The 14,153-nt window shown below is 47.3% G+C and carries 12 protein-coding genes; 1 reads left to right on the forward strand and 11 read right to left on the reverse strand.

What is annotated here, in order from left to right:
- Positions 1-22: 22 nt before the first annotated feature.
- Entirely contained in the window at positions 23-1,354 is a 1,332-nt protein-coding gene (locus tag ARB69_RS03960) for an MATE family efflux transporter (protein WP_055151234.1), read from the reverse strand.
- 242 nt (positions 1,355-1,596) lie between these two features.
- Here ARB69_RS03960 and ARB69_RS03965 point away from each other — a divergent pair, with 242 nt between their 5' ends.
- Positions 1,597-2,661, forward strand: coding sequence for an ATP-dependent RNA helicase (locus ARB69_RS03965; protein WP_242857522.1), 1,065 nt, complete (start codon positions 1,597-1,599; stop codon positions 2,659-2,661).
- A 195-nt stretch (positions 2,662-2,856) separates the two neighbouring features.
- Here the strand turns inward: ARB69_RS03965 and ARB69_RS03970 are convergent, their stop codons facing one another.
- The 10 genes from ARB69_RS03970 to ARB69_RS04015 form a co-directional block, all read right to left on the reverse strand.
- Positions 2,857-3,183: a cupin domain-containing protein gene (locus ARB69_RS03970; protein ID WP_050642801.1), complete on the reverse strand. Its 327-nt coding sequence runs from the start codon at positions 3,181-3,183 to the stop codon at positions 2,857-2,859.
- 145 nt (positions 3,184-3,328) lie between these two features.
- Positions 3,329-4,093 (reverse strand): ABC transporter permease, encoded by a 765-nt coding sequence (locus ARB69_RS03975; protein WP_050642445.1) that lies wholly within the window; start codon positions 4,091-4,093, stop codon positions 3,329-3,331.
- A 14-nt stretch (positions 4,094-4,107) separates the two neighbouring features.
- Entirely contained in the window at positions 4,108-4,833 is a 726-nt protein-coding gene (locus tag ARB69_RS03980) for an ABC transporter permease (protein WP_050642446.1), read from the reverse strand.
- The gene (locus ARB69_RS03985; RefSeq protein WP_055151237.1) at positions 4,830-5,594 is read right to left on the reverse strand and encodes an ABC transporter ATP-binding protein; all 765 of its coding nucleotides are present in this window, start codon (positions 5,592-5,594) and stop codon (positions 4,830-4,832) included. Before ARB69_RS03985 ends, ARB69_RS03980 begins: the two co-directional genes overlap by 4 nt.
- A 261-nt stretch (positions 5,595-5,855) precedes the next feature.
- The gene (locus tag ARB69_RS03990) at positions 5,856-6,866 is read right to left on the reverse strand and encodes a GGGtGRT protein (protein ID WP_055151240.1); all 1,011 of its coding nucleotides are present in this window, start codon (positions 6,864-6,866) and stop codon (positions 5,856-5,858) included.
- Positions 6,867-7,034: 168 nt separating this feature from the next.
- On the reverse strand, positions 7,035-7,727 hold the full coding sequence (locus ARB69_RS03995; RefSeq protein ID WP_025657629.1) for an iron-sulfur cluster assembly scaffold protein: 693 nt from the start codon (positions 7,725-7,727) through the stop codon (positions 7,035-7,037).
- Positions 7,728-8,060: 333 nt separating this feature from the next.
- Complete coding sequence (locus tag ARB69_RS04000) at positions 8,061-9,242, reverse strand: ABC transporter permease (RefSeq protein WP_055151243.1); 1,182 nt, start codon at positions 9,240-9,242, stop codon at positions 8,061-8,063.
- Complete coding sequence (locus ARB69_RS04005; protein WP_055151246.1) at positions 9,239-9,910, reverse strand: ABC transporter ATP-binding protein; 672 nt, start codon at positions 9,908-9,910, stop codon at positions 9,239-9,241. Before ARB69_RS04005 ends, ARB69_RS04000 begins: the two co-directional genes overlap by 4 nt.
- A 15-nt stretch (positions 9,911-9,925) precedes the next feature.
- Positions 9,926-11,983 carry an HlyD family efflux transporter periplasmic adaptor subunit gene (locus tag ARB69_RS04010; RefSeq protein ID WP_055151249.1) on the reverse strand — a complete coding sequence of 686 codons (2,058 nt, stop codon included), beginning with the start codon at positions 11,981-11,983 and terminating at the stop codon, positions 9,926-9,928.
- Positions 11,984-12,020: 37 nt separating this feature from the next.
- Entirely contained in the window at positions 12,021-13,997 is a 1,977-nt protein-coding gene (locus ARB69_RS04015) for a hypothetical protein (protein WP_174518398.1), read from the reverse strand.
- Positions 13,998-14,153: the final 156 nt, after the last annotated feature.

The following is a 14,153-nucleotide window of genomic DNA, read 5'->3' on the forward strand; positions in this document are numbered from 1 at the left end:
TGCACCGCCGGCCTCCTCCCTTTTATATCAGTCTGCTCTTCTTCCATACTCCTGAAAAATAAAATTCCAGGGACAATGCGGTTCCGATCAGCCAGCCAACGGGCCAGGACAGCCAGATCCCCGTAGACTGCCATATTCCCGAGAATACAAAGGCGAGCACAACACGCAGGATAAGGTCTGAAAAAGTGGCCGCCATGAATGCCTTCATTGCCCCCGCCCCTCTCAGAATACCGTCTGAGATTAATTTTAAGGATATGATCATGTAGAACGGCGAAACAATCTTTAGAAATTCCACGCCTACATCCGCGGCCTGTTCTCCTCCTTCACTCATAAACAACTGTACGATGGGCCTTCCCCCAAAAAAGAAAAGCAGAAACACAGGAACGGCCACGCTCATAACCATGACCACCCCCGAGCGGAATCCCTTTGCCACACGTTCCGTTTTCTGTGCCCCCATATTCTGCGCCGTAAAGCTGGACAAACCATTTCCCAGCGTTGTAAAAGACGTGATTGCAAAGGTATTGATCTTCATTCCTGCAGAATACCCGGCTACCACCGCAGAACCATAACTGTTGATCAACCCCTGTACAAACAGATTTCCAACGGAGATAAAGCTCTGCTGCAGGATGCTTGGTATAGAAATCTCCATGATCTTTTTCAGCATAGAACCGGAAAACAGCTTGTATTTTGGGCTTTCCACTGCCTTCAGGCGCTTCCTTAATGTAAGAAATGCCAGTAATGAGGACAGCCCCTGTGCCAGAAATGTAGCCCACGCCACTCCGCTTACGCCCATATGAAAATTGATCACAAACACCAGATCCAGAACGATATTCCCCAGCGAAGAAGCAATCAGAAAGTACAGCGGCGTCCTGGAATCGCCCAGGGCGGTAAACACTCCTGTGCAGATATTATACAGAAACAGGAAGATCAGCCCACCTATGTATATGTTAAGATAGAGTGCCGAATCGCCGAAAATATCTCCCGGAGTCTTTAAGAGAACCATCAGCGGCCTGCTGAATATGAGCCCCAAAACGGTCAGCAGGACGCTGATTCCCAGGACAGTCAGCAGCGAAGTGCTGACAGCGCTTTTCATCTGTTTATATTCTTTTGCCCCAAAATACAAGGAAATGACGACAGAGCACCCAATATTAAGCCCGGTCGCAACTGCCATAAATATCATAGTAATCGGATAAGATGCCCCGACCGCAGCCAGTGCATTCACACCAACAAACTTTCCTGCAACAATACTGTCTACTATATTATACATCTGCTGGAACATGACGCTTACCAGCATCGGAATCGTAAATTTCCAGAGAACCCCTGATGGCTTTCCTACTGTCATATCTGTTATCATAAAGTATCACTCCCGTCTTTCGTATCATGTATTAGTACATCGTATCATAATTAACTGCCACATAAGCTAACCTTATTTTACGTTGTACTAGTTGGCGCCGCAACATTTTCCATTCTACCACTTTTGGAAAAAATATGAAAGATTTCTTAGAACTTTATGAATTTTTGATGTTAACACTTGAGTATACATAAAAAAAGTTATACAATGACCACCAGTAATATTGACATTTGAGGAGGATCTGCATGAGCAATGCAAAGAAGAACAGCACATTCTTTGATGACGATTTTGAAGTGACATATGAAGAAGATGTCCCTATCACATATAACTTTGATACCAAACAGACAACAAATAAATTATCCGATGCGACCGTAGTACTGGAAGCCCCGGATTACCGAAGTGTGTCCGGAGTATGCTCCAAACAGCCTTCCAAGAATACGGAAGGAATATATAAAAACCGGTATGAAGACAGCTATGACGGCAGAGACGGCGGATATACTGATGAATACGATTCTGAAGACTTCGATGTGGAGTACTTTGACAGCGATGATTACGAAGACGATGATTATGACATAGATGACGGCTATGGCCGCCGCTCCCGCAGTGATTACAGGGATAATGATTATATCGATGAGGATTACGACAGAAGTTCACGCAGTGATTATATGGATGAGGGTTACGGCAGGCGTTCACGCAATGATTATATGGATGATGATTATGACAGCCACACGCGCGGCGGCTACAGGGATGCTCCCCGGCGGCGCAGAAAAAATGCAGGCCCGAACGTATCCCGTCTGCTCTCTCCTGTCAAAAAAACGGCGAAATACGGAACAAAAGGGATCTATCGTGTTGCCCGTTCCGTAGTCAGGATTGTATCCCTGCTTATAACTGCCGGAACTTTTGGCGTACTCGCCTATAATTTCTGGCGCGGTGCTGCACCTTACGGCGATCCACAAACCATCCTTACAGAAAAAAACTACGCCCTGGCCGCCTACGCGGCTGTTGCCGCTGTTTTTCTTCTGTTTGAACTGATCGCTCTGTTCTGGTCCATGACAAAGATGCGGATCCGTGAAGGACGGAAAGTATACAAAGAAGATACAGGCAGAGGCCTGTTCTCTTTTATCTTCATTTATATTGCATCCTACCTTTCGTTCCTGCTGTGCTCATTTTTGCCGGACACCTTAGGTTCCCTGGCAGTCCTGAACGGAATAAAAGGAGCCCTGGACGTATTCGGCTCCCTTCATAATATACTGCTCGGCCTGTGTCTCGCAGGTGTAATCTCCTGTCTCGTACGCAGACATATGAATTAACAAAATTTAAAAATATCCTCAAATCAGCATTTCCTTAATTTTATATACTAACATAAAATGTCCATTACTATTGCCTGCAGTTTTCTACCCACTGCCCCCTGGTAAGATAATGGACATTTGAACGTTCGGTATGGTTTACAATACGGTCAAAGTAAACCGGCTGACCGGCTGAAAACAAAAAGCTGCCCTCCGCCCCTATTCCTTAATAATCAAAGCCATAAACACGAGATCTTCAAGCCCCGTATTCAGCAGCCCATGTCCGCAGTTATCCGGTGTATAGGTTACGTCCCCTGCCTTTACCGCCCGGCTGTTCCCATTATCATCGTACATTCCTTCTCCCGAGAGAATATAATAAGTCTCGCTCTCCCCGTGATGTTCGTGGTATCCGAGAGTACATCCAGGCTCCAGTGTTACTTCTGCATATAGTCCGCATTTTCCGTTTAGTTCTGTTTCTCCGAGAATATGTTTGATTATTACGTGCCCTTCTCCTCCGCACATATTCTCTACTCTTTCAGTCTTCATAATAAATGTCTCCTCCATCCTGTTTTATGCCTCTTCCTGACAGCATCATTTTAACACCTTGCGCCGGCTGCTGCAATGCAGACTTTTTATTTATAAGATACGCCTCTGCTTTCTTAATCTGGTTCAGCCCTATTATTCTCTGTACTTATTTCATCTCTTTCTTCCCAAATCTGGTGACGGCCAGGGCAAGCGTCAGCAGGAAAACCAGAACCGCGCACGGCAGGAAGGGAAATATGGGAAATGCAGTCTCTGATGTCCGCACTGTAAAGGTGTGAATCGAGCAGGACACAAGGTATCCGCTGTAACAGTATGGATAGGCTATCCAAAGCGGCGTGTTGGCGGCCAAAACCCCTGGAATTACAAGCAGCAGATTCAGTCCAACGCTGAGAATTGGTTTCTCAAATAGTACCGTAATGGCCCACATAGCCGCAATGGAGGGGAGCATGGTGAGAAACAGCCCCGTACACCATTTCAGCAGATAGAGGATCGGCATCGTTTCTATAATCCCTGTTGTACGCACGGCAATCTGTCCGGCTGCCGCAAAAACTACAAGGAAAACCACCATTTCCATAAAAAGATAAAACACCAACACAAGAAATTTTGCGAAAGACAGTGTATGCCGTCCGACAGGCAGTGCCAGCATTTTTAAAATTCCATTGTTCTGCACTTCCCGCCCCCCAATCATGACACAGACAACAATCATGGAAAAAGGCAGCAGATAGTAGGCATAGACAAGCGCACTCTGCATGAACATCGCAGGCCATGCATTCGTATACTCTGGTGTGAAATAGCTGCTTAAATTAGCGATCCCCGATGCCACCACCAGCAGAGGGGCTATAAAAATCAGGGGAATCATTTTTGAACGTTTTACCTTCATAAACTCGATTTTGAGCAGTTCCCAAAAATTCATTTGCACATTCCTCCTTACTCATATCGCAGTACTTTTGTCATCCATATTCCGATCCCAAGAAAAAGCAGTGTCTCAGCCGAGGCGGCAAGCAGCACCGTGATATCCGGTTCGGCGCTCATAGCAACTGCAGGCTTCAGCATTACCACAAATGGATGAATCATCAGCAGCTTCGATTTTCCATTTGCCAAAGCCATCCCACTCAGAAAACCGGCTACTCCCGCCCCCAGTGTAATCCACATATTTTCAAAGCGGGATGATATTAGTACCATTAATGCCAGTACCGGCATAGATGTGATAAATGAATATGCGGCAAATCGTATCAGTATAAACAATTCGAAAGTACCCTGCGGCAGCTCTGTCATCCCGATCCGCATAAGCGCCAGATTCTGCAGCACAATTGCTGCCAAAATCAGGGCTGTTAAAATAAAGAATTTACTCAAATACATACCAGGAACGTTCACTGGCAGCATATACATCTTTTTAACGGCACCGCCTTTAAACTCCATGTTATAAATCATGCAGGCAGCCACAACGATACCAAACATGTTTAAGACCATAAGCATACCGTAAAGCTGGGTCAACAGAACATCCATTGGCTTCAGGGGCAGGTTCAGCAGTGTGTCTTTTCTCACTAAAAAGTTAGCAAAAGCATAGAGCGCACCCAGGGCGCCCACTGCCAGCAGCACGGGAATTACACCGGTTCGTTTTTCTTTCCGGAGTTCAATTGCCAGCATTTTCATAGCTTTGCCCTCTTCTTTCTGGACGCATTGTCCTTCTCTATCATTGCAAGGAACATCTCCTCAAGATTTTCTGCGGCATATCCGGCCTGCAGCGCGCTCTGTTTCAAATCATCCAGACTTCCTTCAAATAAAAGGCTTCCATGATTAAGAATCCCTATATCATCCGCTATTAATTCGATTTCAGACAGCATATGGGATGAAATCAGGATTGTACAGTCGTAGAGCTCGGGAAGTGATCTAATCAGATTGCGGATTTCATGTATGCCGGATGGATCAAGGCCATTGGTCGGCTCATCTAAAATGAGAATCGGCGGCCTGCCAAGAAGTGCTCCTGCAAGCCCAAGCCGCTGTTTCATCCCCAGCGAATATTTTTTGGCCAGACGGTCGCCGAATTCCTTCAGGCCTACCAGTTCCAGTGCGTCCTCTACCGCTTTTTTGGGCAGTTCCAAAATCCGCCTGATAATATCCAGATTTTCGCGGCCCGTCAGATTGGCATAGAAAGAAGGCGACTCGATTAGGGAACCGGTTTGTTTCAAAATCTCCAGACGGTCCTCCGGAAAATGCTTTCCGGCGATGCTGAAGCTTCCGCCCGTCGGCGCGGTCAACCCCAGCAGCATTTTCATAGTTGTGGACTTGCCTGCACCGTTCGGGCCGAGGAATCCGTAAATGGTACCCTTCTGAATGTGAAGCGAGACATGATTGACGGCGGTAAACTTTTTGTAACTTTTCGTCAGCTGGTCCGTTGTAATAATATAATCCATAGAAACATCTCCTTTCGATATCTCTATGGTATCGCGTTATCCTGACATTAACTTTATTGCAACCTTACAGTTATCTTACATTTTAAATGTCTTAAACTCTGGCGATTAATTCTCTTCTTGTTTACCTTTCGCAATACTTCGCTTGTGGCGAATTGTCTTTCTAATAGGTAATGATGAGGATTATTACAATTCCAAAATAAAAACTGCACCAACCGTGAAAAGTTGATGCAGTCCTCATAATCATTTATCTCAATCCAATTTTTAGAACTTGCCTTCTTTTGCAGCCTCCTCAATGCTGACCGCAACAGCTACCGTCATTCCGACCATCGGATTATTCCCTGCCCCGATCAGTCCCATCATCTCAACGTGAGCCGGTACGGAAGAGGATCCTGCAAACTGAGCGTCAGAGTGCATACGTCCCAGAGTATCTGTCATACCGTAGGAAGCCGGGCCTGCAGCCATGTTGTCCGGGTGAAGTGTACGTCCTGTACCACCGCCTGATGCTACGGAGAAATACTTCTTTCCCTGCTCGATACATTCCTTTTTGTATGTACCAGCAACCGGATGCTGGAAGCGGGTCGGGTTAGTAGAGTTACCTGTGATAGATACGTCTACGCCTTCTTTGTGCATGATTGCAACGCCTTCACGTACATCGTTTGCACCGTAGCAGTTAACTTTTGCACGGAGACCTTCTGAATATGCTGTTCTCTGAACTTCTTTGAGTTCTCCTGTATAGTAATCATATTCTGTCTGAACATATGTGAATCCGTTGATTCTGGAAATAACCTTTGCTGCATCTTTTCCAAGACCGTTCAGGATAACACGCAGAGGTTTCTGGCGAACTTTGTTTGCTTTCTCAGCAATACCGATTGCTCCTTCTGCTGCTGCGAAAGATTCGTGTCCTGCCAGGAATGCGAAGCAGTCTGTATCTTCTTCCAGAAGCATCTTTCCTAAGTTACCGTGGCCAAGACCTACCTTACGCTGATCTGCTACAGAACCCGGGATACAGAAAGACTGAAGTCCTTCACCGATTGCTGCCGCTGCGTCAGCTGCTGTCTTACATCCTTTTTTGATTGCGATTGCTGCACCTACGATGTATGCCCAGCATGCGTTCTCAAAACAGATTGGCTGGATTCCTTTTACCTGATTGTAAACATCAAGACCGGCATCCTTTGTAATCTTTTCTGCCTCTTCAATAGAAGCAATGCCATAGCTATTTAATACTTCATTGATTTTATCAATTCTTCTTTCATATGATTCAAATAAAGCCATTTAATTGTCCTCCTGATTTATTCTAACGTTACCTATATGACACTTAGCTAAGCGCAATACATGGACAAAAACCATGCGGCGCTACGTGCCTTCACTCCACAGTTACTGTCAGCTTCTATATATGCATTAAACTGCCGATAACTGCGGCACTCGCTTCGCCTGTGCAGACTACTCTTTACGTGGGTCGATGATCTTCACAGCATCAGCAACACGTCCGTACTGGCCTTTTGCTTTTTCCCATGCATCGTTCGGTGTATCGCCTGCTTTGATAAAGTCTGTTAACTTACCAAGGCTTACAAACTGGTAACCGATAATTTCATCATTTTCATCCAGAGCGATTCCTGTTACATAGCCTTCAGCCATCTCCAGGTAACGAGGACCTTTTGCAAGTGTTCCGTACATTGTACCAACCTGAGAACGGAGTCCTTTTCCTAAGTCTTCCAGACCAGCGCCGATCGGAAGTCCGTCTTCTGAGAACGCACTCTGTGTTCTTCCGTAAACGATCTGTAAGAAAAGTTCTCTCATTGCTGTATTGATAGCATCACAGACAAGGTCTGTGTTAAGTGCTTCTAAAATAGTTTTTCCCGGGAGAATCTCAGATGCCATAGCTGCTGAATGTGTCATTCCTGAACATCCGATTGTCTCAACTAAAGCTTCCTGAATGATACCATCTTTAACATTTAAAGTCAGTTTACATGTACCCTGCTGAGGCGCACACCAGCCTACACCGTGTGTCAAACCAGAAATATCTTTAATCTCTTTAGCCTGTACCCATTTTGCTTCTTCCGGAATTGGAGCTGGTCCGTGATTTGTACCCTGGGCTACCGGACACATCATTTCTACTTCATGTGAATAAATCATGTTAAAACTCCTTTCAAATATGTATGATTTTCATCCTATATGCGCTTGATATTTATTTAACGCCATATATGTCATATTTTCGCATAATTTTCAACTTTCGTCAATTGTAAGATTCTACAAGTTTAGCGGGAGATGGACGCATTTTTCAGACAACATTTGCTCTGCATCAGTAAGCAAATGAAGCTCTCCGCCCTCATATATAATCTAAGAGGACGAAGAGCTTCCTTCTTCTGCTGCAGATGCCCGAGACCATCACTTCATCGGCTGCGATGCCGTGCAGCGGGGTACACGGCCCGGTCTGCACAGTAACCCCTGAAGTTCTCTTCTATCTGTCTAACCAGTATACCTTAAAGCATCAATCGGCCGTTTCTTGGCCGCTTTATTTGCCGGATAAATACCAAATATCACCCCGATACCCATGGAAAACGCTATAGATATCCACACCACACTGACGAACAGTGTGTATACCGTATCACTGTCTCCTGCAGCAGAAATAATCTGCAATATCCCCCATGACAGCAGGATTCCTATTACGCATCCAAGCAGGCTGAGCATCAGCGCTTCTATGAGAAACTGCAGCATAATCGTCCCCCTGTCCGCGCCGATCGCCTTGCGAATCCCGATTTCCCGGGTTCTTTCTGTTACCGATACGAGCATAATATTCATAATGCCAATCCCTCCTACGAGAAGCGATATTGCAGCAATCCCACCAAGCAGAAGTGCCAGTGTATTATTCACACTTTCCATTGCCTCCATGATTGTTGACTGGTTCACAATTGTAAATGCATCCTCATCCTGGCTGAACCGTTCCATCATAGCCTCTGTCAGAACAGCTTCTGCGTGATCCAGCGTATCTTCTCTGGAGGCGGATACACAAAATGAGGTGATATTCGATGATACGTCTTCCGTCAAACGGATCAAAGACGTATACGGAATATAGGCCTCATAGTTTTGAATTGTGGTCGAATCGCTGTCTCTGGCGGCGAGCACGCCGATAATCTCATAGGCCACGCCGTTCAGGCTGACCGTTTCGCCAACCACGTTCATTCTGCCCATTACATCCGTCGCAAGTCCTGCATTGATAACTGCCACGTTCGTATGGTTTTCTACATCCGTATTCTTCAGAAATCTACCCGCATACAGCTCTAAGTCCTGTATATCGGCATACGCCCCTGTTGTGCCGTATATGCTGGCAGTTTCTTCTGAATAAGTACTGGAAGCCGTAACACTGCTCTGCGCCACCGGCGCCGCTTCCCGGATCTCTTCGTCGTCCGCCAGATCCGCAACATCCGCGAGTTTCATGGGATTGCCTTTGTCATCCTTTACCGATACTGTCAGAAGATTACTGCCCATGCTGGAAATCTGGCTGCTCACAGATTCCGTTGTACCACTGACCAGAGAAACCAGTACGACCAGAGAAATCACTCCTATGATAATGCCCAGCATGGTCAGAAAGGAGCGCATTTTATTGGAGGAAATAGACTTCCATGCCATTTTCATTGACTGTGCTGTCATCGTGCCACCTCCCTGATCTTCCCATCCAGTATATGGACGCTCCGGTCTGCCTGACTAGCTATGGAATCGTCATGCGTGATCAGGACAATGGTACTGCCCTGCCTGTGCAGGTCATGAAACAGTTCCATAATCTCTTTTCCGGTTGCAGAATCCAGATTGCCGGTCGGCTCATCGGCCAGGAAAAGAGACGGTCTGGATGCAATTGCCCTGGCAATGGCAACTCTCTGCTGCTGTCCCCCTGAGAGTTCGTTAGGTTTATGTCTGCCGCGGCCCGTAAGACGAACCTTTTCAAGAGCCTGTGCCACCCGCTCTTTCCGCTCTTCTCTGGGAATCTTCTGATAGATCAGCGGCAGTTCTATATTTTCTGCCGCCGTCATATTACCAATCAGGTTAAAGCTCTGGAAAATGAATCCAATCTTTCGGTTTCTGATTTTTGCCAGCTCTGTCTCCGTATACTCCTCGATCGGCTGTCTGTCCAGCAGATACTGTCCGCTGTCTGCCATATCGAGACAGCCGATAATATTCATCATAGTCGATTTCCCGCTTCCGGATGGGCCTATGATACTGACAAATTCCCCTTCCCTGACGCGCATACTGGCATGGTCCAGCGCATAAACCTCAGACTCACCGATTTGGTATACTTTCGACACATCATTTAACACAATCATATTTTAGTCCCTCCGCTATTTTGAAAAATCGAAACCGTCGGGACCGCCCTCAGGCATGCCTCCACCGGGCATATCCTGTCCGAAGCCGCCCATCATATCCTGGGACATATCAAAGCCGCTTTCTGAACCATCTGCTTTCAGGTAATACACGGTGTCACCGCTTTTGAGGCCGCTGATAATTTCCACCTGGCTTCCATCGGAAAGACCTGTCTCAACCTCTGTTTCACCGGTCGGATTTCCGTCTTCATCCGTGCCTGTATAGACAAAAGTACGATTCCCCTTCTCCTGAAGAGCGTTTATGGGAATGAGAACCGCATCCTCAGATTCATCAATCTGAATTGTTGCAGAAACACTCATACCAAGCTTCATGTCATCCGTCTTTTTCATCGTGATTTCCACCGGATATTTGGCGCTGCTGCTCCCGCTGGAGGCCGTAGCAGAGACTTTCGTTATCGTTCCCTCGAATTCCTGGTTTTCCAGCGCATCTAATGTAATGACAGCCATCTGTCCCTTTTCAACAGATAGAATATCCAGTTCGTCTACATTGATCGATACGACCGCCTCATCAGGACTTGCTATGGAAAAAGCTGCCGCCTCATAGACACTGTAATCGGATGATGAAGTTCCGTCTGAAGAACTGCCGCCGGAGCTTCCTGAATCATTAGAAGCTGCCGCCGTGCTCTGGCCGGTTCCTGCTGTAACGCCTCCCCCGGTTACCGTGCTTCCTCCGCTTGCCGGACTTCCTCCGCTTAACGCATTCCCTCCGTCTGCGGCATCGTCTGAAGTGCTGCCTCCGTTCTGATCAGTCCCGTTATTATCTGATGGCTGGTCTGACTCTGATTGTGCAGCGTCTTTATCCGCTGCGGTCTTTGCAAATTCCGCCTTGATTTTTAGAATACTGTTACCGGCATCATCCGCAAGCACCTCGCCTGACACGTCCGCACCTTGTATTTCCGGCAGGATATTCGCCGAAAAAACATATCCCTCTTTCGCTGTCAGCTTTATGGTTGCAGTATACACCGTTTTCTCCAGGAAGGTTTCCGTTGAACAATTCCATGAAATGGTTCCGGTATACTGATCCGTTGACGGAATTTCTGTCTGCGGCTTTTCTCCGGTGACAGGAGCTGACACCTTTACAGCGCAGGACTCAATACGGATCGCCTCCTGGCTGTTTATATCCTCGTTGCTATCCGCTGCGCCGCTTTCATCTTCGTCTGCTGCGCTGACTGCCGCAGGAGCATCTGTACCGGCCTGATCAGCAGCTTCAGGCTCAGATTGTGTAATATCCGCTGTAAGATACACCATATTCACCTGGCTGCCGGATGCCGTCCCGGACATGTTCATATTTTTACTCCCCGACGATGTCCCGGCTGAGGAGCTGCTCCCCGATGCCGAAGCCGATGAACTGCTGGTTCCTGACGCCGAACCGGCGGTGTTCCCCGAAGACTGTGTGACCACTGTGTCCGCTGTAACATGGATGCTGCTGATTGTACCAGCACAGGACGCGGTAATGACTTTTGATTCCAGAAGCGTGTTCAGCGTGTCCTGAGCTTCTTTCAATTCCGCAAGCTGCCCGTTCAACACCTTAGATTCCAGATATTCCGTTGTACCGGCGGTCTGTGCCTCATCAGACAGATTATTGATCTCTTCTTCTACGCTTTCGATACTTTCCTTCACCTCCAGCAGCTGGCTGGCGATGGATGCCTCATCCAGGGCAGCCAGCTCCTGTCCCTCTTTCACCGTTTCGCCGCTCTCTACCAGCACTTCTTTTACTTTAATGCCTACAGGCACCGCTACATCAGTGGCTGATCCTTCCGCCAGTGTTCCCGTGCCAACCACAGTCGTACTGATGCTGCCAGTGGATGCTGTGGCCGACTGCACGCTCATCCCGGCGGCCTTGTTTTCTGATGCCTGATTGCGGAATAAAAGTCCCGCCACAATAACTGTTATTAATCCAACAGACAATATCCCTGCCCAAAATGTTTTTTTCTTTCTTAATCTTTTGAATCTGCCTGATTTTTGAATGCCTTCAATACAGGTCGGCAGCTTTTTCTCTTTATTTTGATTCTCCATCTTTTCCTCCTGTCAGTCCGCTCCTCATATTTTCCAATTATATCTGTGATGGCTTTTCGGTCTCATAATCGGACCATTCTGTCAAAACAGATGCACCGGATACATCCCCGTTCCCGTCATATGCTTCTACTGTTACCTGCAGATTACTGTCGCCCTTCACATACACAGTTCCGTCACTCCCCTTTATGGTCACGCTTTTTCCGTCTGAATCCTGAATGGCGCCGGCACAGGAAAGGCTGCTCAGCACGCTGTCCTTCGTCACCGTCCACGTACCTCCTTCGGCAATGTACAGATTGCAATAGCCATCCCCGCCGTCTTTGGCATAAGTCTCGTCATCCAGAACCGCACCGGTCAGTGTACTTCCCTCTGTCATATAAAAGTCCAGTTTACTGATACTGTCCCAAATGACATCGCCTTCCATGTTCTGGCGGACTGCCGTAAACAGACAGTCTGCTCCATTTTCTCCTTCCGTCCCCCAGCCTCTCTGATTGTTGTTTCCTGTACATTGCAGGAAAAATTCGCTGTTATCCGCATATTGTATATCTACCCCGGACAGGGTGATCGTAGATTCCGTATTTGTTGTGTAAAACATTCCGCCATTTTTGGCTGTCAGTGTTCCGTTCTTCATCTCGAAAGTACTGTTTCCTACCTCTGAGTCACCGGACATACTCTGGTACAGAATCACATTCCAGGTGCAGTCATTTTGTTCAGCATCACTCATATTTCCTGTCAGGCTGCAGTCATACAGACGGAGCGAATTCAGTCCTTCAATGCAGACAGCTTCCGATCCGTTGGCCGTAAGGTCCGCATTGCTGGCTGCAATATCGGCCGTACTGTACACTGCGGGAGAACCCACCCCATTTGAGGTATAGCTGCCTCCGTCTATGACCATTCTCCCTCCGCCCCGGTCACTTCGTATCGCTGCGGAAGACTCTCCGGATGTATCAACTTCCAGATCCCAGGCATACAGGGTACCGCCTCCTGCCGCATGGATTCCTCCTGAGGTATCCTGTTTTGCAGTAATTTTCGTATCCGAGGCGTATATTGTCCCATTTCCATAGGCAAAAATACCTGCGCCTCCTGCCGCGTCTGTCTCAATCGTGCTTCCACTGATGTAAGCTGTCCCGTCCGTATTCAGCACTGCCGCGCCTACACCATAAAAGCTGGAATTATCCCCGCCTGTGCTGTCAGTTGACGACCTTGAAATGGTCATGTTTTTCATGACAACGGAGGCGCCTTCAAAAATATGGGCAGCATTCTCATCCGTTCCTGTGGATGTAATGCTCTCCCCTTCTATCTCGCTATCTTCCGTAAATTCTTCTGCCGCACTATAGCTCTCCACACCGCCCGGCTGCCCCATACCGTCCGAAGACATCACAAGAATCTCAGAGGCACTTCCATCCTCATCTAAAGTCACTGCAATGGTATCCCCTTCTTCCATGTCATCCAGCGTTATCTCCTCCTGGAATTCTTCCGGCGCTTCTCCATCCGGGGCTCCATCTGGTTTTTCTTCCGAAGGCCTCTCACTGCCATCTTCCTCTCCCGGCTGTACAGCCCCATCGGTTCCGTCGGCGGATTGTTCTCCACCGGATTCCTGTGTTTCAGGTGCACCGCCCTTCGGCGCTTCCCCCATTTCTCCCGGTTTTCCGCCGCCTATACTCTGACGTTTTATCACCGTGTCAGCCGCCACTTTAATATCCTGCTCCTCGCCGGTCAAATCCAGCATAGAAGGCTGCCCGCCGCCCTGAGGCATCTCTCCCGCCTCCATATCATCCGGCTTTTCCATGTCGTCTGACTTTTCCGTATCGTCTGACTTTTCCGTATCATCCGGAAATTCCATTTCTTTTTGTGTACCAACTTCTATAGTTATAGTTTTTCCCCTTATCTCACTCACCTGTCCGTATATTGTCTGTCCTGTATCTGATGTATTTTCTTTCTCTGCACATCCGCTGAGCATAGCCGATCCCAAAGTTATTGTTATCCCAATTAAAACACCTGCATATCTTTTTTTCATACAACACTCTGTCCTTTCAATTACCGTTTCATAGCTGACTTCTTTCGTAGTATAAAGTTGTTACTTTAGCTGAACCTTAAATAATCCGCCGTGTTCTGTGAAATTTATGTGAGGTTTTCAATAGTAATAATAAGAATACAGTAGTATACTTAAATG

This window comes from Faecalicatena contorta (genome assembly GCF_001404335.1).
Classification (GTDB): Bacteria; Bacillota; Clostridia; order Lachnospirales; family Lachnospiraceae; genus Faecalicatena; species Faecalicatena contortus_B.

Excerpts from the sequence above, each read along its gene's own strand:
- ARB69_RS03960 (WP_055151234.1), bottom strand. The coding sequence starts at position 1,354 with ATGATAACAGATATGACAGTAGGAAAGCCATCAGGGGTTCTCTGGAAA.
- ARB69_RS03965 (WP_242857522.1), top strand. The coding sequence starts at position 1,597 with ATGAGCAATGCAAAGAAGAACAGCACATTCTTTGATGACGATTTTGAA.
- ARB69_RS03970 (WP_050642801.1), bottom strand. The coding sequence starts at position 3,183 with ATGAAGACTGAAAGAGTAGAGAATATGTGCGGAGGAGAAGGGCACGTA.
- ARB69_RS03975 (WP_050642445.1), bottom strand. The coding sequence starts at position 4,093 with ATGAATTTTTGGGAACTGCTCAAAATCGAGTTTATGAAGGTAAAACGT.
- ARB69_RS03980 (WP_050642446.1), bottom strand. The coding sequence starts at position 4,833 with ATGAAAATGCTGGCAATTGAACTCCGGAAAGAAAAACGAACCGGTGTA.
- ARB69_RS03985 (WP_055151237.1), bottom strand. The coding sequence starts at position 5,594 with ATGGATTATATTATTACAACGGACCAGCTGACGAAAAGTTACAAAAAG.
- ARB69_RS03990 (WP_055151240.1), bottom strand. The coding sequence starts at position 6,866 with ATGGCTTTATTTGAATCATATGAAAGAAGAATTGATAAAATCAATGAA.
- ARB69_RS03995 (WP_025657629.1), bottom strand. The coding sequence starts at position 7,727 with ATGATTTATTCACATGAAGTAGAAATGATGTGTCCGGTAGCCCAGGGT.
- ARB69_RS04000 (WP_055151243.1), bottom strand. The coding sequence starts at position 9,242 with ATGACAGCACAGTCAATGAAAATGGCATGGAAGTCTATTTCCTCCAAT.
- ARB69_RS04005 (WP_055151246.1), bottom strand. The coding sequence starts at position 9,910 with ATGATTGTGTTAAATGATGTGTCGAAAGTATACCAAATCGGTGAGTCT.
- ARB69_RS04010 (WP_055151249.1), bottom strand. The coding sequence starts at position 11,983 with ATGGAGAATCAAAATAAAGAGAAAAAGCTGCCGACCTGTATTGAAGGC.
- ARB69_RS04015 (WP_174518398.1), bottom strand. The coding sequence starts at position 13,997 with ATGAAAAAAAGATATGCAGGTGTTTTAATTGGGATAACAATAACTTTG.